Source organism: Tabrizicola sp., from assembly GCF_041911175.1.
Classification (GTDB): Bacteria; Pseudomonadota; Alphaproteobacteria; order Rhodobacterales; family Rhodobacteraceae; genus Tabrizicola.
This window is the reverse complement of sequence record NZ_JAYRPN010000086.1, coordinates 44,843-62,785: the sequence shown is the minus strand read 5'-3', so window position 1 is coordinate 62,785 and position 17,943 is coordinate 44,843. Positions and strand designations below refer to the sequence as shown.

The following is a 17,943-nucleotide window of genomic DNA, read 5'->3' as shown; positions in this document are numbered from 1 at the left end:
CTCCGCCGCAATCAACGGCTTGACGGCGACGCGCTTGTTCTCGTTCTCGCGCTCTTCCCATTCCTTCTGCCATTCGGACGGGTGGTTGGAGAGCGTCACTTGAACGGCGGTCACCTTGTATTCCGGACAGTTCGTCGCCCAGTCCGAGAAGTCGGTGGTGATGACGTTCGCCTGCGTATCCGGGTGGTGGAAGGTGGTGTAGACCACCCCGGGCGAGACCTTGTCGGTGATCGTCGCCCGCAGCGTGGTATCGCCCGCCCGGCTGGCCAGCCGCACCCAATCCCCCTCGTGGATGCCACGGTTCTCGGCATCGTGGGGATGGATTTCCAGAAGGTCCTGGTCGTGCCAGACCACGTTTTCCGTCCGCCGCGTCTGCGCGCCGACGTTGTACTGCGACAGGATGCGCCCCGTCGTCAGCAGAAGCGGGAAGCGCGGGCCGGTCTTTTCGTCCGTCGCAATATACTCGGTGCGGATGAACTTGCCCTTGCCGCGCACGAAGCCGTCGACGTGGACCAGCGGCGTGCCTTCCGGCGCCTTGTCGTTGCAGGGCCACTGGACCGAGCCCATCGTCTCCAGCTTTTCGAACGAGACCCCCGCGAAGGAGGGCGTCGTCATCGCGATCTCGTCCATGATCTGCGAGGGATGGGTGTAGGTCCAGTTCGCGCCCAGGGCGTTGGCGAACATCTGGGTGACTTCCCAGTCGGCATAGCCCTGCTTCGGCGCCATCACCTTGCGGACCATGTTGATCCGCCGCTCGGCGTTGGTGAAGGTGCCGTCCTTTTCCAGGAAGGACGAGCCGGGGAAGAACACATGCGCGTAGTTCGCCGTCTCGTTCAGGAACAGGTCGTGGACGATGACGCAGTCCATCGCCGCCAGGCCCGCCGCGACGTGGTGGGTGTCGGGGTCGGATTGCAGGATGTCCTCACCCTGGCAGTACAGGCCCCTGAACGTGCCCTCCACGGCCGCGTCCAGCATGTTCGGGATGCGCAGGCCCGGCTCCGGGTCGATGGTCACGCCCCAGGCTTTCTCGTAGATCGCGCGGACCTCCGGGTGCTTCACATGGCGATAGCCCGGCAGTTCATGCGGGAAGGACCCCATGTCGCAGGAGCCTTGCACGTTGTTCTGGCCGCGCAGCGGGTTCACCCCCACGCCGGGACGGCCGATGTTGCCGGTCAGCATGGCAAGGTTGGCGATGCCGATCACCGCGGTCGAGCCCTGCGAGTGTTCGGTCACCCCCAGCCCGTAGTAGATCGCCGCATTGCCGCCGGTGGCGTAAAGCCGCGCCGCGCCGCGCACTTCCTCGGCCGGGACGCCGGTGACCATCTGCACCGCCTCGGGCGAATACATCGGCTGGCTGATGAACTCGGCATAGTCCTGGAACTCGTCCCAGTCGCAGCGGGTGCGGATGAATTCCTCGTTGTAGAGCTTTTCGGTCACGATGACATGCGCCAGCGCGCTGACCACCGCCACGTTCGTCCCCGGAGTCAGCGCCAGGTGATGCGCGGCCTTGTAGTGCGGGCCCTCGTACATCTCGGTCCGGCGCGGGTCGATCAGGATCAGCTTCGCGCCCTGCCGCAGGCGCTTCTTCAACCGGCTTCCGAAGACCGGATGCGCCGAATGCGGGTTCGCGCCGATGATCAGCGCCACGTCGCATTCCTCCACCGAGTCGAAGTCCTGAGTCCCGGCCGAGGTGCCGAAAGTCTGGCCCAGGCCATAGCCGGTGGGCGAATGGCAGACCCGGGCGCAGGTGTCGGTGTTGTTGTTCATGAAGACGGCGCGGGTCAGCTTCTGGACGAGGTAGGTCTCCTCGTTCGTGCAGCGGCTGGAGGTGATCACTCCGACCGACTGGCGCCCGTACTTCGCCTGGATGTCCTTCATCCGGCTGGCCGCGAAGTCCATCGCCTCGGCCCAGGAGACTTCCTTCCACGGGTCGGTGATCGCGTCGCGGATCATCGGCTTCAGGATGCGGTCCTGGTGCGTCGCATAGCCATAGGCGAAGCGGCCCTTCACGCAGCTGTGGCCCCGGTTGGCCTTGCCGTGCTTGTAGGGCACCATCCGCACCAGCTCATCGCCGCGCATCTCGGCCTTGAAGCTGCATCCGACGCCGCAATAGGCGCAGGTGGTGATGATGCTGCGATCCGGGGTGCCGATCTCGATCACCGACTTCTCGGTCAGCGTCGCCGTCGGGCAGGCCTGCACGCAGGCGCCGCAGCTCACGCAATCCGAGGCCAGCGCATCGTCGGTCTTGGCACCGAAGGAGACGCGGCTGTCGAAGCCCCGGCCCTCGATCGTCAGCGCAAACGTCCCCTGCACTTCCTCGCAGGCCCGCACACAGCGCGAGCAGACGATGCATTTCGCCGGGTCATAGGTGAAATAGGGGTTGCTGTCGTCCTTCGGCAGCCACTGCGGGTTGGCCTCGCCGCTGGTGTTCTTCACCCGGAAATGCGTGTCGACCGCGTCATAGCGCACGTCGCGCAGGCCCACGGCACCCGCCATGTCCTGCAATTCGCAATCGCCGTTCGCCGCACAGGTCAGGCAGTCCAGCGGGTGGTCCGAGATATACAGCTCCATCACCCCGCGCCGCAGCTGCTTCAGCTTGGCGTTCTGGGTATGGACCTTGATCCCCGGCGCCACCGGCGTGGTGCAGGAGGCGGGCGTGCCGTTCCGCCCCTCGATCTCGACCAGGCAGAGCCGGCAGGAGCCGAAGGCATCGACCGAATCCGTCGCGCAAAGCTTCGGCACCGGGATCCCGATCTCGTTCGCGGCGCGCATGATGCTGGTGCCCTCGGGCACCGTCACCTCGAAGCCGTCGATGGTCAGCGTGACCATCTGTTTCGACTTCGCAGCCGGAGTGCCGAAGTCGCGGTCGGGGATGATGAAATCTTTCATTCGGCGGCCTCCTTCGCACGGGCGAAATCGTCGGGGAAATGGGTCAGCGCGCTCATCACCGGATATGGGGTGAACCCGCCCAAGGCGCAAAGCGAACCAAGCTTCATCGTGTTGCACAAATCGGTGAGGATCGGCATCGCCGAGGCATCGCCCCGCGCCAGCCGGTCCAGCGTTTCCACCCCGCGGGTCGACCCGATCCGGCAGGGGGTGCATTTGCCGCAGCTTTCGATGGCGCAGAACTCCATCGCGAAGCGGGCCATCGCCAGCATGTCGGCGCTGTCGTCGAACAAGGTCAGCCCGGCATGGCCGATCAGCCCATCCTTCGCCGCGAATTCCTCATAGCCGAAGGGCGTGTCGAACAGCGCGCGGGGGAAATAGGCACCCAGCGGCCCGCCCACCTGCACCGCCTTGACCGGACGGTCGGTGAAGCAGCCGCCCGCGATCCTGTCGACGATCTCGCCCAGGGTCAGGCCGAAGGCGGTTTCATAGAGCCCGCCGTATTTCACGTTCCCGGCGATCTGCAGCGGGATCGTCCCGCGCGACCGGCCGAGGCCGAAGTCCTTGTAGTAGGCCGCCCCCTTGGCCAGGATCACCGGCACCGAGGCCAGCGAGATCACGTTGTTCACCACCGTCGGCTTGCCCATGAAGCCTTCCAGCGCCGGCAGCGGCGGCTTGGCGCGCACGACGCCACGCTTGCCTTCCAGGCTGTTCAACAGGCTCGTCTCCTCGCCGCAGACATAGGCCCCGGCGCCGACCCGGATTTCCATGTCGAAGGCCGCGCCCAGCACGCCCTGGGCCCGCGCAATCTCGACCGCCGCGCGCATCACCCGGATCGCCACCGGATATTCGCTGCGAATGTAGACAAAGCCCTTGGTCGCCCCGCAGGCCAACCCGGCAATCGCCATGCCCTCGATCAGCGTGAAGGGGTCGCCCTCCATCAGCATGCGGTCGGCAAAGGTGGCGCTGTCGCCCTCGTCGGCGTTGCAGACGATGTACTTCCGGTCGCCCTTCGCCTCGCTGACCGTCTTCCACTTGATCCCGGTCGGGAAGCCCGCACCACCCCGGCCCCGCAGGCCGGAATCGGTCACTTCCTGAACGATCTGCGCCTTGGTCATGCCCTTGGCGCGATCCAGCCCCGCCAGACCGCCATGCGCCCGGTATTCCGCCAAGGACAGCGGATCGGTGATGCCGCAGCGGGCAAAGGTCAGCCGGGTCTGGCCCTTCATCCAGTCCAGCTCTTCGGTCGGGCCCAGCGCCTTCGGATGCGCCGCCAGGTCATCGAACAGCGCCGGCACATCGGCGGGCTGCATCGGCCCGAAGGCATGGCGGACGCCCGCCACCTCGACCTCGACCAGCGGTTCCAGCCAGGCCATGCCACGGCTGCCGTTGCGGGTCAGGCTGACCTTGACCCCGCGCTTGCCCGCTTCGGCAAGGATGGCCTCGGCCACCGCTTCCCCGCCCATCGCCACCGCGAAACTGTCCAGAGGCAGCCAGATCTTCATTTCAGCACCTCGTCGATCAGCTTTTCGACCTTCTTCGGCGTCAGCATGCCGACCAGCTTGTCGTCCACCAGCGCCGCCGGTCCGCAGGCGCAAAGCCCCAGGCAGAACACCGGCTCCAGCGTCACCGCGCCATCCGGCGTCGTCTCGTGCCAGTCGATGCCCAGTTTCTCCCTCGCGCGGTCGGCCACCGAGTTGCCGAAGGCGGCCTGACAGGCCTCGGCCCGGCACAGTTTCAGCACATGGCGCCCGGCGGGCTTTTCCCGGAAGTCGTGGTAGAAGCTGACCACCCCATGCACTTCCGCCTTGGAAATCGTCAGCGCCGCCGCGATCTGCGGAATGGCGGCTTCGGGAATATGGCCGAACGCCTCCTGAACGGCATGGAGAATGGGAAGCAGAGGTCCCTCAAGCCCGCGATGGGCTTCAAGAATTTCGGCGATCCGGTCGGAGTGGGCGTGGGAATCAAGCATGCGGGCAACCTCTGGCTGGCATACCGGGGTATACGCCGATTGATAGGGATTTCAATGTAACGATACCGTCAAACGATAGGCAAAACCTATCGAAACAGCCGCACCGCCTCGTCCACCAGCGCCTGCAACACTGGCGTCTGCGGGTCGCGCCGGGCCGCGATCAGGCCCACGCTATGCTCCGCCTCGGGTTCCACGATGGGAATCGAATGCAGCCGCCCGTCCGCCACGAACATGTCGGCCAGCTTCTTCGGCACGACCGAAGCCCAGCGCCCGGTCAGCACATGCGCCATCAAGGCCATCGTCGAGTTCGACTCGATCATCGGCACGGTATCCACCCCCGCCTCGCCGAGGTGCTGGTTGACGATCCGGCGGTTCTGCATGTCCGAGGTCAGAAGGCACAGCGGCACGGTCGACAGCTCGTTCCAGCTGACATGGCGGCGCCCGGCCAGTTCCGACCCCGGGGCGATCAGCAGGCGGTAGAACTCGGTATAAAGCGGCACCTGCGACACCCGGCCCAGGGGCTCGTTGTCGAGGTAGGTGATCCCCGCCTCCAGATCCAGCGCCTCGATCCCGGTCAGGATCTCGACGCTGGTCCGCGACAGGATCGAGACGCGGACATTCGGGTGCTTCTTGGTGAAGGGGCCGGTCAGGTCGGCCACCATCGGCAGCGCCGTCGGGATCACCCCGATCCGCAGGTTGCCCGACAGACCAGTGCGCACCACCCGCATCTCGTCCTTCAGGGCCCGCACATCGCCCACGATGCCCAGCGCCCGGTCCAGCACCCTTTGCCCTTCCGGCGTCAGGCCCTGGAACCGGCTGCCGCGGAACACCAGTTGCACGCCCAGCTGATCCTCCAGCTGCCGGATGGCAGAAGACAGGGATGGCTGCGTCACCCCGCAGGCCTCTGCCGCCCGGCCGAAGTGCCGTTCCTTCGCCAGCGCGATGAACATTTCCAGCTTGTCGATCATCGGGCCAGCCTGCCGCGCCCCGCCCTTGCCCGCAAGCCCCATAGGGCTTACCTCTGGCCCATGCGCCGCCTGATCCCCTTCCTGCCCAAACCGCCCATCGTCCCGGTGATCCGCCTTTCGGGCACCATCGGCACCGGCACCCGTGCGCTCAACGACGAGGCGCTGGCCCCGCTGATCGACAAGGCCTTCAAGTCGAAGCCCGTCGCGGTGGCACTGGCCATCAACTCCCCCGGCGGCTCGGCGGTGCAATCCTCGCTCATCGCCGCCCGCATCCGGCGGCTGGCAGAGGAGAAGAACATACCCGTCCATGCCTTCGTCGAGGATGTCGCCGCCTCGGGCGGCTACTGGCTCGCCTGCGCGGCGGATGACATCTGGGTCGATTCCAGCAGTATCGTCGGTTCCATCGGGGTGATTTTCGCCAGCTTCGGCTTCCCCGAACTGATGGCCCGCCAGGGCGTCGAACGCCGTGTCGTCACGGCGGGCAAGTCGAAAAGCTTCGCCGACCCCTTCCTGCCGCAGAAGGCCGAGGATGTGGACCGCCTGAAAGCCCTGCAAACCCCGATCCACCAGGCCTTCATCGACCACGTCAAACATTCGCGCGGCAAGCGGCTGAATGACACCGCCGACCTTTTCAACGCCGACATCTGGGTCGGCCAGCAGTCCGTCGACCTCGGCCTGACCGACGGCATCGCCCATATGGTCCCCAAGCTGAAGGCGCTCTACGGCGAGAAGGTCAAACTCCTCCCCCTCGGTCGCAAGCGCAGCCTCTTCCAGCGGCTTGGCTTGTCTCTGGTCGATGAAACGCTGGGGGCGGTCGAGGATCGGGCGCTCTGGGCGCGCTACGGGTTATAGAATGCTGGTCAAGGTCGTCCTCGTCTTCCTCTGCTTCATGGCGCTGATCGCCTTCATCGGCCGCGCCCTCTTCCCCTCGGCCCTGCCCCCCGTCCTGCGCAAACGCCAGGGCGCCCCGCGCTGCCGGAAATGCGGGCGCTATCTCATCGGCCAGAAGACCTGCGACTGCGGGGGGCGTGCGAAATGACGGCACTGGTGACAGGCGCGGGCAAACGGCTGGGCCGTGCGATGGCGCTTTACCTCGCCGGGCGCGGGCACGATGTCGCGGTCCACTACGCCTCCTCCGCCGACGAGGCCGAAGCCACCGTCGCCGAAATCCGCGCCCTGGGCCGCCAGGCTCGGGCCTTCCACGCCGACCTTCTGCACGAAGCGCAGGTTCAGGCCCTGGTCCCCGCCGCCACCGCCGCCCTCGGCCCCCTCACTGTCCTCGTCAACAGCGCCTCGATCTTCGAATACGACCGGATCGACACCGCCACCCGCGAAGGCTGGGACCGTCACATCGAATCCAACCTCCGCGCGCCCTATGTCCTGACGCAGGCCTTCGCCCGCCAGTGCCCTCCGGCCACGACCGACGACATGGGCGAACCTCTCGCCCAAGGCCTGATCGTCAACATGATCGACCAGCGCATCCTGAAACTGACGCCCGAGTTCTCGACCTACACCATCGCCAAGATGGGTCTCTGGGCCCTGACCCAGACCGCCGCGCAAGGCCTGGCACCCCATATCCGCGTCAACGCCATCGGTCCCGGCCCCACCCTGAGAGGCGCCCGGCAGTCGGAAACCCACTTCGCCCGCCAGCGTGCCGCCACCGTTCTGGGCCGTGGCGCGAACCCGCAGGACATCACCGCCGCCCTGGGATTCTTCCTCGACAGCCCCGGCGTCACCGGCCAGTTCATCGCGGTCGACGGTGGCCAGCACCTCGGCTGGAAAACGCCAGACGTTCTGGGCGTGGAATAGCCCTTCCAAACCGACGCCGCGTCAACTTGTCCACTTCTCACGCTTTCGTCACAAGACGTTCACGATTCACTTGGGATTTCAGGGATTTGCGGCCCACAAGAAAATCTTCCGTGCGAAATCAATCGCTTATGAATGTGCCCAAAAAATAGGCAACTTCACGAACCGGGCCGAAAACAAGGGAAAAACCGCGCTCCCGAAATCTTCTCCGCAAACTTATCCCCAGATTCCGTGGACAGCTTTGCTCTTGCCACGCCCCCCCGTTCAGTGCAGCCCTGATCAAAGAATCGACGCCCCCAGATGACCGACGAAAAACCCCGCACCGGACATGAGGTGATCCAGGATTACCTGAAGACGCTGGACGGTTCGCCCGGCGTCTACCGGATGCTGAACGCGGCCTCCGAGGTGCTGTATGTCGGCAAGGCGCGCAACCTGAAGGCGCGCGTCACCAACTACGCCCGGCCCGCAGGCCATTCCGGTCGCATCGCCCGGATGATCTTTGAGACCGCCTCGATGATGTTCCTGACCACGCGCACGGAACTTGAGGCGCTGCTTCTCGAACAGAACCTGATCAAGCAGCTGAAGCCGCGCTACAACGTGCTCTTGCGCGACGACAAGAGCTTCCCGAACATCCTGATCTCCGCCGAACACCCCTATCCGCAGATCAAGAAGCATCGCGGCAAGAAGTCCGAGAAGGGCGCCTATTTCGGCCCCTTCGCCTCAGCCGGGGCCGTCAACCGAACCCTCAACCAGCTGCAAAAGGTCTTCCTCCTCCGCAACTGCTCGGACTCGATGTTCGAAAGCCGTACCCGTCCCTGCCTGCAATACCAGATCAAGCGCTGCTCCGCCCCCTGCGTGGCGAAGATCAGCCAGGAGGGCTATGCCAGCCTCGTCGATGACGCCAAGCGCTTCCTCGAAGGCAAGACCACTTCGGTGCAGGCCGACCTCGCCCGCGACATGGCGCTTGCCTCCGAAGCGATGGAATTCGAACGCGCCGCCGCTTTGCGCGACCGGATCAAGGCGCTGACCCAGATCCAGCAAAGCCAGGGCATCAACCCGCAGGGCGTGGCCGAGGCCGACGTTGTCGCCCTTCACCTCGAACATGGCCAGGCCTGCGTTCAGGTCTTCTTCATCCGCGCCAACCAAAGCTGGGGAAACCGCGACTTCTACCCCAAGACCGGCTCGGGCGCAGAAGAGCCGGAGATCCTGGAAGCCTTCCTCACCCAGTTCTACGACGACAAGGACCCGCCCCGGCTGATCCTTCTCTCCCACCCGGTCGACAACCCCGACCTGGTGACCGAGGCCCTGTCAGCCCGCGCCGGTCGCAAGGTGGAACTCGCGGTTCCCCAGCGCGGCGAAAAGGCGGAACTGGTGGAAAACGCCACCCGCAACGCCCGCGAAAGCCTCGCCCGCCGCATGGCCGAGTCCACCACCCAGAACAAGCTCCTCACCGGCCTTGCCGAAGCCTTCGACCTCGACGCCCCGCCGCAGCGGATCGAGGTCTACGACAACTCGCACATTCAGGGCACCAATGCCGTCGGCGGCATGATCGTGGCGGGCGCCGAGGGCTTCCTGAAATCGCAATACCGCAAGTTCAACATCCGCTCCGAGGCCGGGGCCAATTCCGACGACTTCGGCATGATGAAGGAAGTCCTGACCCGCCGCTTCGAGCGTCTGCTGAAGGAGGACCCCGAGCGCAAGACCGACATGTGGCCCGACCTGTTGCTGATCGACGGCGGCGCGGGGCAGGTGTCGGCGGTGGCCGGGATCATGGCCGAACTCGGGGTGGACGACATCGCGATGGTCGGCGTGGCGAAGGGCATCGACCGCGACGCCGGGAAAGAGGAATTCCACCGCCCCGGCACCCGCCCCTTCGCCCTGCAACGGAACGACCCCGTCCTCTACTTCATCCAGCGCCTCCGCGACGAGGCCCACCGCTGGGCCATCGGCGCCCACCGCGCCAAGCGGGCGAAGGCGGTCAGCGTGACGCCCCTGGATGACATCCCCGGCATCGGAGCCACCCGCAAACGCGCCCTCCTCCAACACTTCGGCAGCGCAAAGGCCGTGGCCCGGGCAGGGGTCGAGGACCTGCAAGCCGTGGACGGGATTTCCCAGGCAATGGCCAAAACCATCGCAGACTACTTCTCGGCGAAGGGGTAAGGCGTTGTGCGGGTGCCAACGTGAACAGCAAACTAGTCGCCGCGACCTCTCGACCGCTTTCTTGCTGCAGTGCCTGACGGTGAGGGTTGTGGTGGGGGTTCGCGTCGCTTGACCAGCCCCGTTACCTGGATTTCCGCAGGGACGTAGCCGTCTGCAGTTAACTTTGACACAAGAACAATGTCAGCCTTTACTTGAGGTTGCCCCCAAAGATCAGATGGCTGAACAGGGTCCATTACTCGAACCTTCAAGCGTCGGTCGCTGATTCCGTCTGCGACAGCCGCCCATCCTGTTGCGGCCTTGTCCCGGTCCATTGCATGTAGGTCGAGCACTACGCCATAGTAGGGCTTGTATCGGTCAAAGTCCGAAGGCTTTTCAGCCTCTCCCACATACGGAATTTCTCGGATCGTGTTGGAGTCTATGCGGTCCCTATCCACAAGCATCGGCGCATTTCTGTCACGCTGGCTGGGAAGGAAAATGCGCTTTGCTTGAATAAGAAGTCGCTTTGCCGCCGACGGCTTCTCAAAGTGCGCTTGGATGATTTTCAAGACCTCATCACTTGTTCTTCCTGTTTGCCGTGCGAGGAGTTCAGACAACTCTTCAAAGCGGTCGCGCGGCAAGCTGGAAGTGACCATTTTCTTGACGGCGTCAATGGCCAGGCCGGTGCCGTAGAACACAATCGTCAGAAACACCAAGGTCACGATGGTGTCGTACTTATCGCTCACTGTAACCTTGAACAGATCTTCAATCATCGGCGGAACCTCTCTTCGGAGGTCGTCCTGATATGTGACCAACAGCGCTAGAAAGAACGCCTCTCGAAGTGGGCTTTCTTGTGACAGAATGCGAACATTTAGTGAACTTTTGTCTATCTGCAAGCCAGAGATGAAGCTCGGAAGCAGAGCGGCGGCATCCCGCGCAAGATCGTCGGTAGCGCGCAGCGCTTCGATGATATCGGAAACGGGTGTAACGCCCGTCGTCTCGTAGACCAATGAAATGGGTAAGCGAATCTCGACCATTGGCGAGTATTTGCACGACCGCAACTATGGCGGGAGTCATTTCTTCGCTCTCAGCGCGCAGACTGCGTTTGCTACACCTGTCCCCAAAATATCCCGCCGAAGGCATCCCCCGCCTACCCCAGGCGCTCCCCCAACCGCCTCAGCGCACCAGAAGCCCCAAGCGCCTCCCCTCCCCCTCCGTGGGGAGGGGCCGGGGGTGGGGGGCACCCGACCAGCCCCGATTCGCGACAAATGGTTAACACGCAACAGCCCATACGCGCGTATGGCCGCCTTCCATACGCGATCCATACCGTTCCCAGACGACCAAGAACTCGCCAACCCATTGATCTAACACACCGAACGCCGCGCCCGGCGTCACTTCACCACAAACCCATGCGCAAATGGATCACGGTCGTCGATGATGATCGTGTTGATCCCCGTCTGCCGCGCCCAGCCGGCGATGGAGGGAACAATCGCCTCCCGCCCCGCCAACGTCGCAGCAGCCTCGACCCGTCCCTTGAAGATCGAGCCGATGATGCTCTCATGGTGGAACTCGTCCCCCACGGCCAGCTTCCCCTTCGCCGCCAACTGCGCCATCCGGGCGGAAGTCCCCGTCCCGCAGGGGCTGCGGTCGATGGCTTTCTCCCCATAAAACACGGCGTTGCGGGCATGCGCTCCCGGCACCGTGGGCTTGCCCGTCCACAGGATATGGCTCAACCCCCGGATCGCCGGATGCTCGGGATGCACGAACTCATACTTCGCATTCAGCGCCGCCCGCAGCTTCGGCGACCACCCCACCAGCTCCCCCGCCGTATGGTCCGCCATGTCGCGGAACGCCTTCTGCGGCTCGACGATGGCATAGAAGTTGCCGCCATAGGCCACGTCCACCACGACCTCGCCCAGACCTTCAATTTCTGCCGTAAGCCCTTCTGCATAAAGGAAACCCGGCACATTGGTCAGCCGTACTTCCTCGACAAACCGCCCCTCCTGTATATACGAAACCTCGACCTTCCCCGCCGGAGCATCCACCGCCAACCGCCCCGGTTCGCGCGGGGTAATCAACCCGTTCTCCAGCCCCATCGTCACCGTCCCGATCAGCCCATGCCCGCACATCGGCAGGCAGCCGGAGGTCTCGATGAACAGCACCCCCACGTCGCAATCGGCCCGCGTCGGCGGGTAGAGGATCGAGCCCGACATCATGTCGTGGCCCCGTGGTTCATACATCAGCCCGGTGCGGATCCAGTCGAAATCCTTCAGGAAATGCGCCCGGCGCTCCAGCATGGTCGCCCCCTCCAGCCGGGGTCCGCCGCCCGAGACCAGCCGCACCGGGTTGCCGCAAGTGTGGCCGTCGAGGCAGGAGAACGTATATACAGCCATGTCAGAACCTTTGCGGCGAGAAGGGGGTCAGGTCTATCGCAGCCGGCGCCCCGGTCAGCAGCTCGGCCACCAACCGCGCCGTCCCGGCGCTTTGGGTCAGGCCGAGGTGGCCGTGGCCGAAGGCATATACAACATGCGGCGAGGCTTTGGCACGCCCGATGGCAGGCAGGCTGTCGGGCAGCGAAGGGCGGAACCCCATCCACTGCGTGCCGCCTTCGGTTTTCAGGCCAGGCAGAAAAGCCTTTGCTTTCCGCAGCATGGCCTCGGACCGCTTGTAGTTCGGTGGCAGCGACAGACCCCCAAGCTCCACCGCGCCGCCGACCCGAATGCCGGTCGACAGGCGGGTGACGACGAAACCATGTCCCCCGAAGGTCACCTGGCAGCGCAGGTCCAGCGCGTCGGGCGGCAGCGTAGTGTTGTAGCCGCGCTCCGTCTCCAGCGGGATGCGCTCGCCCAGTGTGGCCGCGATACGGTGCGAGAAGGCTCCGGCGGCCAAGACCACCTTGTCGGCACGCAAGGGCTCTCCCGTAGTGCGTATATACACACCCGTCTCCTGCAGCTGCAGCCCCGTCACCTCGGCCTGCAGGATCGTCCCGCCCTGCGCGCGGAAGCGCTCTGCCAGCGCAAGGACATAGTCCTTGGGGTCGGCGATGGACCACCAGCCGGGGGTGAACGTCCCCTTGATGAACCGGGGGGCGAGGCCGGGTTGCAGCCCCTCCATTTCCCCCCCCGTCATGTGCTGGAAGTCGATCCCATGCGCCTCACGCGCCTGCCAGCCGGGCAGTGACACCCTGAACTCTGCATCGCTCTCATAGACCTGCAGGTTGCCGTCCTTGCGGAGCATCCCCAATGTGCCGGTGGCGGCCAGAAACGGCTCCAGCTCAGCCCGGGACAGGTCCATCAGCGCCGTCTGCGCCGCCGTGGAGGCCGCAACCGCACGGGGCGAACAGGCACGCCAGAAGCGGAAAAGCCAGGGTGCGATCTGCAATGCATAGGCGGGCGGGACGGACAGTGGCCCCAGCGGGTCCAGCAGCCATTTCGGCGCCTTGCGCAAGATGCCGGGCGAGGCGAGCGGCAGGGTGTCGGTGAAGGCGAAGGCCCCGGCATTGCCTGCCGAGGCCCCTGCGGCGGGGCCCTCGCGGTCCACCACCGTGACGGAAAACCCACGCGCCTGCGCCATCAGGGCGGTGGAAAGGCCGATGACCCCGGCCCCGATGACGGTGACGCTGGTCATGTCAGGCGGCGTATTTCCGCGCCTCCGGTTGCTTGGCCCAATCGGCATACCAGGCGTCGAACATCTTCAGCTGCGCCTCGATGAAGCCCTTCTGGCTGGCCGACAGCGTATCGCCTTCGTTGAAGTGATGCGAATAGGCCGTCTCACCGCGCAGGACCATCATGTGCTTGAAGAACAACACCAAATCCGGCCCGGCGTCGACTTCCGACAGCACCTGCATCGCCTGGTCCAGCTCATAGGCCAGCCGCCGCGCCTCGGCGTCGCCCTTCTGGGCCGCGCGGCAGAGCGAGACCAGATGCAGCACCTCGCGCGGGAGGACGTTGCCGATCCCGGTGATCGCGCCATCGGCGTTGCAGTTGACGTAGCCGTGGTAGACCGCCGTATCGACGCCGATCATCAGCTTCAGGTCGGCATCCGCGCCGGTGATCGCTTCGGCGGCATAGGACAGGTCGGCATAGCCGCCGAATTCCTTGAACCCGACCAGGTTCTTGTGCTCGGCTCGCAGCTGGAAGAAGAGGTCGGCCTTGGTGGAATAGCCATAGTAGGGGCTGTTGTAGATCACCGCAGGCAGGGTCGGGGCAGCGGAAAGCACCGCCTTGAAATGCGCCCGCTGCGCCGCGACCACCGTGCCGCGCGACAGCAGCCGTGGGATCACCATCAGCCCATGCGCGCCGACCCTCTCGGCATGCGAGGCAATGGCGGCGGCAGTCGCTGTATTTACAGCCCCAGTGCCGACGACGACCTTGATCCCGGCTTTGACCAGACGCTCCACCCCTTCCATCCGCTGTTCGGTGGTCAGAAGCGGCCAGTCGCCCATCGAGCCACAGTAGACCACGGCGGACATGCCCAGCCCGACAAGCTCCTTCGCCTTGGCGACCAGCGCATCGAAATCCGGGCTGCGGTCCGCCTTGCAGGGGGTCATCAGGGCCGGGATCGTGCCCGAGAAGATTTCCGACTTCATGATTGCAATCCTCCAATAGCGGCCGAATCCGCATCCTGATCCCAGCATAGAACTTGCATTTTATTTGTCGACAAGATTTTCACGCATGATTTCAACAGGAAAGATGGGGCCACCCTAGATTTCGATGTCCTGCCGCAGGTCGCGGGCCATCATCTCCTGGATTTGCCGGACGATCTTGTCGGCATGATCCTTCGCCAGCCGGTCACATGTATATACGTCCCGCGCCGCCACCGCTGCGATGATCGCCTCGTGTTCCTGTATATACGGATGCGGCAGAAGCGGCTCGAAGGCCGGGTAGTAGTAGAGCCGCAGGATGCGCCGCCCCTCGTCCAGCAGGCGCGAGAAGAGCTGGAGGTAATAGGGGTTCCGCCCGGCCTCGGCGATGGCGACGTGGAAATCCCGGTTCAGCTGGATCATCCCCGCCGTGTCGCCCGCCAGCACGACCTTGGCGAAGGCCTCCTGCCGGGCGCGGATCGCCTGAAGGTCGGCTTCATCATGGAACTGGGCGGCGAGCCGGGTCGTCACCCGATACATCAGCGTCAGCGCGTCGAAGAAATGGTGCAGGTTCGGGAAATCGATCTGCGACACCACGGTCGAGCGGTTCGGAAGCAGCGTCACCAGCCCGTCGCCCGCCAGCCGCACCAAGGCTTCGCGGATCGGGGTGCGGGACATCGACAGCCGCTCCGCCAGGCCGATTTCGTCAATCGGCTCACCGGGTTGCAGGACAAGGTTCAGGATCTCGTCCCGCAACGTCTCGTAGACGAAGCGCGCCCCGGTGCCACGCTTGCGCTCCTGCGGGTCGTCGCTTTCGGCCATCAGGGGTCGACCCCGCCCAGGCGACAGATCACCGCCCATTCCTCGTCGCTGACCGGCTGGACCGACAGGCGCGAGTTGTTGACCAGCACCATCTTCTCCAGCCCCGGCGTGACCTTGCACTCCTCCAGCGTGATCGCCCGTTTCAGCGGCTTCACCGCCTTGATCCAGACGCAGTCCCAGCGCGGATCATCCGTCGTGCTGTCGGGGGCGCTTTCGCGGCAAACCTCAACAATCCCAACCACTTCCTTGCCGATGTTGGAGTGGTAGAAAAACCCCCGGTCGCCGATCTTCATCGCCCGCATGTTGTTGCGGGCCTGGTAGTTGCGGACTCCGTGCCATTCCTCGCCCTCATCACCCTTGGCGACCTGGTGGTCCCAGCCCCAGACGTCGGGTTCGGATTTGAAAAGCCAATGGGTCATCCGATCACCCGCTTCCATTCCTGCACCATCACCGAGGCGAAAAGCCCCGCCTTGGCATAGGGATCGGCTGCCGCCCAGGCCTCGGCTTCGGCCTTGGACCCTACGCCAAGGATCAGCAAGCTGCCGCACATCTGGCCCGCCGCGTCGATGAAGGGGCCGGCCTGCTCCACCACGCCGGTGTCCTGTATATACGCCAGATGCGCCGCGCGGTTTTCGACGCGGGTCTGCAGGGCGTTCGGTTTATCCAGACAAATCAAGGTGTAACGCATGGTCATTCCTGTTTCAGGGGGCGGCTCATCAGCTGCCCGATGGCATCATTCAACGCGATCTTCCCAAGGGCAAGGGCATTGACCATCGCGGTGATCGGCATGTCGATCATGAGAGCATCGGCCAGTTTCACCACGGCGCGGGCAGTCGCAACACCTTCCACCGTGACCCTGGGGTCGAACCCCTCGCCCTTCCCCAAGGCGCAGCCGTAGCGGAAGTTGCGCGACTGCGCCGAGGTGCAGGTGAGGACAAGGTCGCCAAAGCCCGAAAGGCCCGCCAGCGTCTCCGGCCGCGCGCCAAGGGCTTCGGCAAGCCGCACCATCTCGGCATAGCCCCGCGTCATCAGCGCGGCCCGGGCGCTGTCGCCCAGCCCGGCGCCGATCACCGTTCCGGCCGCAATGGCGATGACGTTCTTCAAGGCGCCACCAAGCTCGGCCCCGATCACGTCGTCGGTCCGATAGAGCCGCAGGGTCGGGGTGGAAAGCAGTTCCTGCAGCGCCTCGCCGTCGCCCGTCGTGGCCAGGGTCAGCGCCGTCGGCAGGCCGCGCGCGATGTCCGCCGCAAAGCTGGGGCCGGTCAGGATCGCCGCCGGAGCCCCCGGTCGCCGCGCCTCGATCACCGCCACGGGGCCGCGCAGGGTGCCAAGGTCCACGCCCTTGCAGCAGGCGACCAGCGGTTGCCGCCCGTCGATCTGCGGCCAGGTGTCCAACGCTGCGCCAAGGGCCTGCATCGGCATGGCCAGCAGCAGCGCCTGACCGTGACAGATTTCCCCGATTTCGGCGTGAACAGAGACGTTTTCCGGTAGCGTGACACCCGGCAAGGCGGCCTCGCTCCGCCCGGTTTCGCGCATCTGCCGCACCTGGTCCGCATCGCGCGCCCAGAGCCGGACCTCGCGGCCCCCCCTGGCCAGGGCCACCGCCAGCGCCGTGCCGAACGCCCCCGCCCCGGCGATTCCGATCATGCCTTGGCCCCCTTCTTCCCCGAGCCGAGAAGCGCCGGAGCGCGATCATCCAGCGGCCAGCGCGGGCGGGCGGTGAAATCCATCGTGGGCGACAGACCGGCCCGCAGCCGCTCGATCCCGGCCCAGGCGATCATCGCCGCGTTGTCGGTGCAAAGCCGCAGCGGCGGGGCGACGAAAGGGACACTGGCGCGGGCGGCAACCGTCTCTAACATGGCCCGGATCGCGCTGTTCGCCGCCACGCCGCCCGCGACCGCAAGCGCCGTGGGCCGCTCGCCCGCCAGTTCCATCGCGCGCGATGTTTTCTTCGCCAACACCTCGGCCACCGCCGCCTGGAACCCGGCGCAGAGATCGCGCCGGTCCTGGACGGTGATCCCGCCCTTTTCCGCCACCAGCGCATCCCGCGCCCGCAGCAAAGCCGTTTTCAGGCCAGAGAAGGACATGTCGCAGCCCTCGCGGTCCAGCAGGGGCCGCGGAAAAGGAAACCGCTTCGGATCGCCCAGGGCCGCCTCCGCCTCCACCGACGGCCCCCCCGGCTGCGGCAGGCCCAGAAGCTTGGCCGTCTTGTCGAACGCCTCACCGGGTGCATCGTCGATGGTGCCGCCCAGCCGGACGAAACGGTCGACCCCCTGCACCAGCAGGAACTGGCAATGCCCGCCAGAGACCAGCAGCATGAGGTAAGGGAAGGCGATTTCGTCGGTCAGCCGGGGCGTCAAAGCATGACCGGCCAGATGGTTCACCGGCACCAGCGGCAGGCTCTTCGCCACCGCCAGCCCGCGCGCCAGCATCACGCCCGACAGCACCCCGCCGATCAACCCCGGCCCCGCCGTCACCGCGATGCCGTCGATCCCGTCCAGCGAGACGCCCGCCGAGGCCAGCGCCTCCTCGACCACCCCGTCCAGCCGCTCGGCATGGGCGCGCGCGGCGATCTCGGGCACCACGCCGCCGAAGGCCTCGTGCAACGCGGTCTGGCCCAGAACCTGCGAGGACAGGATCTCCGGTCCGCCCTCGCCGAGACGCACCACCGCCGCCGCCGTATCGTCGCAGCTCGATTCGATGCCGAGGAGAGTCAGGGTCCGGGTCATGGCCGCCGTTGCGCGAAGGGTCCCCGGCAGGTAACACCCCGG

At 65.5% G+C, this 17,943-nt stretch carries 17 protein-coding genes; 4 read left to right on the top strand and 13 right to left on the bottom strand.

Annotation, left to right across the window (positions count from 1 at the left end; translation table 11 throughout):
• From fdhF to ACE3P6_RS12285, 4 genes are all read right to left on the bottom strand, one after another.
• Positions 1–2,889 (bottom strand): formate dehydrogenase subunit alpha (gene fdhF / locus ACE3P6_RS12300; protein ID WP_374395386.1); only part of this gene is annotated, 2,889 nt, incomplete at its 3' end.
• The gene (locus tag ACE3P6_RS12295; RefSeq protein WP_374395383.1) at positions 2,886–4,391 is read right to left on the bottom strand and encodes a formate dehydrogenase beta subunit; all 1,506 of its coding nucleotides are present in this window, start codon (positions 4,389–4,391) and stop codon (positions 2,886–2,888) included. The genes ACE3P6_RS12295 and fdhF, both read right to left, overlap by 4 nt.
• The gene (locus ACE3P6_RS12290) at positions 4,388–4,858 is read right to left on the bottom strand and encodes a formate dehydrogenase subunit gamma (RefSeq protein WP_374395381.1); all 471 of its coding nucleotides are present in this window, start codon (positions 4,856–4,858) and stop codon (positions 4,388–4,390) included. Before ACE3P6_RS12290 ends, ACE3P6_RS12295 begins: the two co-directional genes overlap by 4 nt.
• Before the next feature lie 86 nt (positions 4,859–4,944).
• Positions 4,945–5,826 (bottom strand): LysR family transcriptional regulator, encoded by an 882-nt coding sequence (locus tag ACE3P6_RS12285; RefSeq protein ID WP_374376780.1) that lies wholly within the window; start codon positions 5,824–5,826, stop codon positions 4,945–4,947.
• 60 nt (positions 5,827–5,886) lie between these two features.
• Between ACE3P6_RS12285 and ACE3P6_RS12280 the strand changes: the two genes are divergently transcribed.
• The 4 genes from ACE3P6_RS12280 (at position 5,887) to uvrC (ending at position 9,792) form a co-directional block, all read left to right on the top strand.
• Positions 5,887–6,678 (top strand): S49 family peptidase, encoded by a 792-nt coding sequence (locus ACE3P6_RS12280; RefSeq protein WP_374395379.1) that lies wholly within the window; start codon positions 5,887–5,889, stop codon positions 6,676–6,678.
• Position 6,679: 1 nt separating this feature from the next.
• Positions 6,680–6,865 carry a hypothetical protein gene (locus tag ACE3P6_RS12275; protein ID WP_374376784.1) on the top strand — a complete coding sequence of 62 codons (186 nt, stop codon included), beginning with the start codon at positions 6,680–6,682 and terminating at the stop codon, positions 6,863–6,865.
• Entirely contained in the window at positions 6,862–7,635 is a 774-nt protein-coding gene (locus ACE3P6_RS12270; RefSeq protein WP_374395377.1) for an SDR family oxidoreductase, read from the top strand. The genes ACE3P6_RS12275 and ACE3P6_RS12270 overlap by 4 nt, the downstream gene beginning before the upstream one ends.
• A 297-nt stretch (positions 7,636–7,932) precedes the next feature.
• Positions 7,933–9,792 (top strand): excinuclease ABC subunit UvrC, encoded by a 1,860-nt coding sequence (gene uvrC, locus ACE3P6_RS12265; RefSeq protein ID WP_374395375.1) that lies wholly within the window; start codon positions 7,933–7,935, stop codon positions 9,790–9,792.
• Between the two features lie 32 nt (positions 9,793–9,824).
• Here the strand turns inward: uvrC and ACE3P6_RS12260 are convergent, their stop codons facing one another.
• The 9 genes from ACE3P6_RS12260 to tsaD form a co-directional block, all read right to left on the bottom strand.
• The gene (locus tag ACE3P6_RS12260) at positions 9,825–10,805 is read right to left on the bottom strand and encodes a hypothetical protein (protein ID WP_374395372.1); all 981 of its coding nucleotides are present in this window, start codon (positions 10,803–10,805) and stop codon (positions 9,825–9,827) included.
• Positions 10,806–11,159: 354 nt separating this feature from the next.
• Positions 11,160–12,161, bottom strand: coding sequence for a 4-hydroxyproline epimerase (locus ACE3P6_RS12255; RefSeq protein WP_374395370.1), 1,002 nt, complete (start codon positions 12,159–12,161; stop codon positions 11,160–11,162).
• Between the two features lies 1 nt (position 12,162).
• The gene (locus ACE3P6_RS12250; RefSeq protein ID WP_374395368.1) at positions 12,163–13,395 is read right to left on the bottom strand and encodes an NAD(P)/FAD-dependent oxidoreductase; all 1,233 of its coding nucleotides are present in this window, start codon (positions 13,393–13,395) and stop codon (positions 12,163–12,165) included.
• 1 nt (position 13,396) lies between these two features.
• Positions 13,397–14,356: a dihydrodipicolinate synthase family protein gene (locus ACE3P6_RS12245; RefSeq protein WP_374395366.1), complete on the bottom strand. Its 960-nt coding sequence runs from the start codon at positions 14,354–14,356 to the stop codon at positions 13,397–13,399.
• Between the two features lie 114 nt (positions 14,357–14,470).
• Positions 14,471–15,172, bottom strand: coding sequence for a GntR family transcriptional regulator (locus tag ACE3P6_RS12240; RefSeq protein ID WP_374395364.1), 702 nt, complete (start codon positions 15,170–15,172; stop codon positions 14,471–14,473).
• Positions 15,172–15,591: an EVE domain-containing protein gene (locus ACE3P6_RS12235; RefSeq protein WP_374395362.1), complete on the bottom strand. Its 420-nt coding sequence runs from the start codon at positions 15,589–15,591 to the stop codon at positions 15,172–15,174. The genes ACE3P6_RS12240 and ACE3P6_RS12235 overlap by 1 nt, the downstream gene beginning before the upstream one ends.
• Complete coding sequence (locus ACE3P6_RS12230) at positions 15,588–15,860, bottom strand: YciI family protein (RefSeq protein ID WP_374395360.1); 273 nt, start codon at positions 15,858–15,860, stop codon at positions 15,588–15,590. The genes ACE3P6_RS12235 and ACE3P6_RS12230 overlap by 4 nt, the downstream gene beginning before the upstream one ends.
• Positions 15,861–15,862: 2 nt before the next feature.
• Positions 15,863–16,819, bottom strand: a complete 957-nt coding sequence (locus ACE3P6_RS12225) for an NAD(P)H-dependent glycerol-3-phosphate dehydrogenase (RefSeq protein ID WP_374395358.1) — start codon at positions 16,817–16,819, stop codon at positions 15,863–15,865.
• The gene (gene tsaD / locus ACE3P6_RS12220; RefSeq protein ID WP_374395356.1) at positions 16,816–17,901 is read right to left on the bottom strand and encodes a tRNA (adenosine(37)-N6)-threonylcarbamoyltransferase complex transferase subunit TsaD; all 1,086 of its coding nucleotides are present in this window, start codon (positions 17,899–17,901) and stop codon (positions 16,816–16,818) included. Before tsaD ends, ACE3P6_RS12225 begins: the two co-directional genes overlap by 4 nt.
• Positions 17,902–17,943 lie beyond the last annotated feature (42 nt).

Excerpts from the sequence above, each read along its gene's own strand:
- ACE3P6_RS12295 (WP_374395383.1), bottom strand. The coding sequence starts at position 4,391 with ATGAAGATCTGGCTGCCTCTGGACAGTTTCGCGGTGGCGATGGGCGGG.
- ACE3P6_RS12290 (WP_374395381.1), bottom strand. The coding sequence starts at position 4,858 with ATGCTTGATTCCCACGCCCACTCCGACCGGATCGCCGAAATTCTTGAA.
- ACE3P6_RS12285 (WP_374376780.1), bottom strand. The coding sequence starts at position 5,826 with ATGATCGACAAGCTGGAAATGTTCATCGCGCTGGCGAAGGAACGGCAC.
- ACE3P6_RS12280 (WP_374395379.1), top strand. The coding sequence starts at position 5,887 with ATGCGCCGCCTGATCCCCTTCCTGCCCAAACCGCCCATCGTCCCGGTG.
- ACE3P6_RS12275 (WP_374376784.1), top strand. The coding sequence starts at position 6,680 with ATGCTGGTCAAGGTCGTCCTCGTCTTCCTCTGCTTCATGGCGCTGATC.
- ACE3P6_RS12270 (WP_374395377.1), top strand. The coding sequence starts at position 6,862 with ATGACGGCACTGGTGACAGGCGCGGGCAAACGGCTGGGCCGTGCGATG.
- uvrC (WP_374395375.1), top strand. The coding sequence starts at position 7,933 with ATGACCGACGAAAAACCCCGCACCGGACATGAGGTGATCCAGGATTAC.
- ACE3P6_RS12260 (WP_374395372.1), bottom strand. The coding sequence starts at position 10,805 with ATGGTCGAGATTCGCTTACCCATTTCATTGGTCTACGAGACGACGGGC.
- ACE3P6_RS12255 (WP_374395370.1), bottom strand. The coding sequence starts at position 12,161 with ATGGCTGTATATACGTTCTCCTGCCTCGACGGCCACACTTGCGGCAAC.
- ACE3P6_RS12250 (WP_374395368.1), bottom strand. The coding sequence starts at position 13,395 with ATGACCAGCGTCACCGTCATCGGGGCCGGGGTCATCGGCCTTTCCACC.
- ACE3P6_RS12245 (WP_374395366.1), bottom strand. The coding sequence starts at position 14,356 with ATGAAGTCGGAAATCTTCTCGGGCACGATCCCGGCCCTGATGACCCCC.
- ACE3P6_RS12240 (WP_374395364.1), bottom strand. The coding sequence starts at position 15,172 with ATGGCCGAAAGCGACGACCCGCAGGAGCGCAAGCGTGGCACCGGGGCG.
- ACE3P6_RS12235 (WP_374395362.1), bottom strand. The coding sequence starts at position 15,591 with ATGACCCATTGGCTTTTCAAATCCGAACCCGACGTCTGGGGCTGGGAC.
- ACE3P6_RS12230 (WP_374395360.1), bottom strand. The coding sequence starts at position 15,860 with ATGCGTTACACCTTGATTTGTCTGGATAAACCGAACGCCCTGCAGACC.
- ACE3P6_RS12225 (WP_374395358.1), bottom strand. The coding sequence starts at position 16,819 with ATGATCGGAATCGCCGGGGCGGGGGCGTTCGGCACGGCGCTGGCGGTG.
- tsaD (WP_374395356.1), bottom strand. The coding sequence starts at position 17,901 with ATGACCCGGACCCTGACTCTCCTCGGCATCGAATCGAGCTGCGACGAT.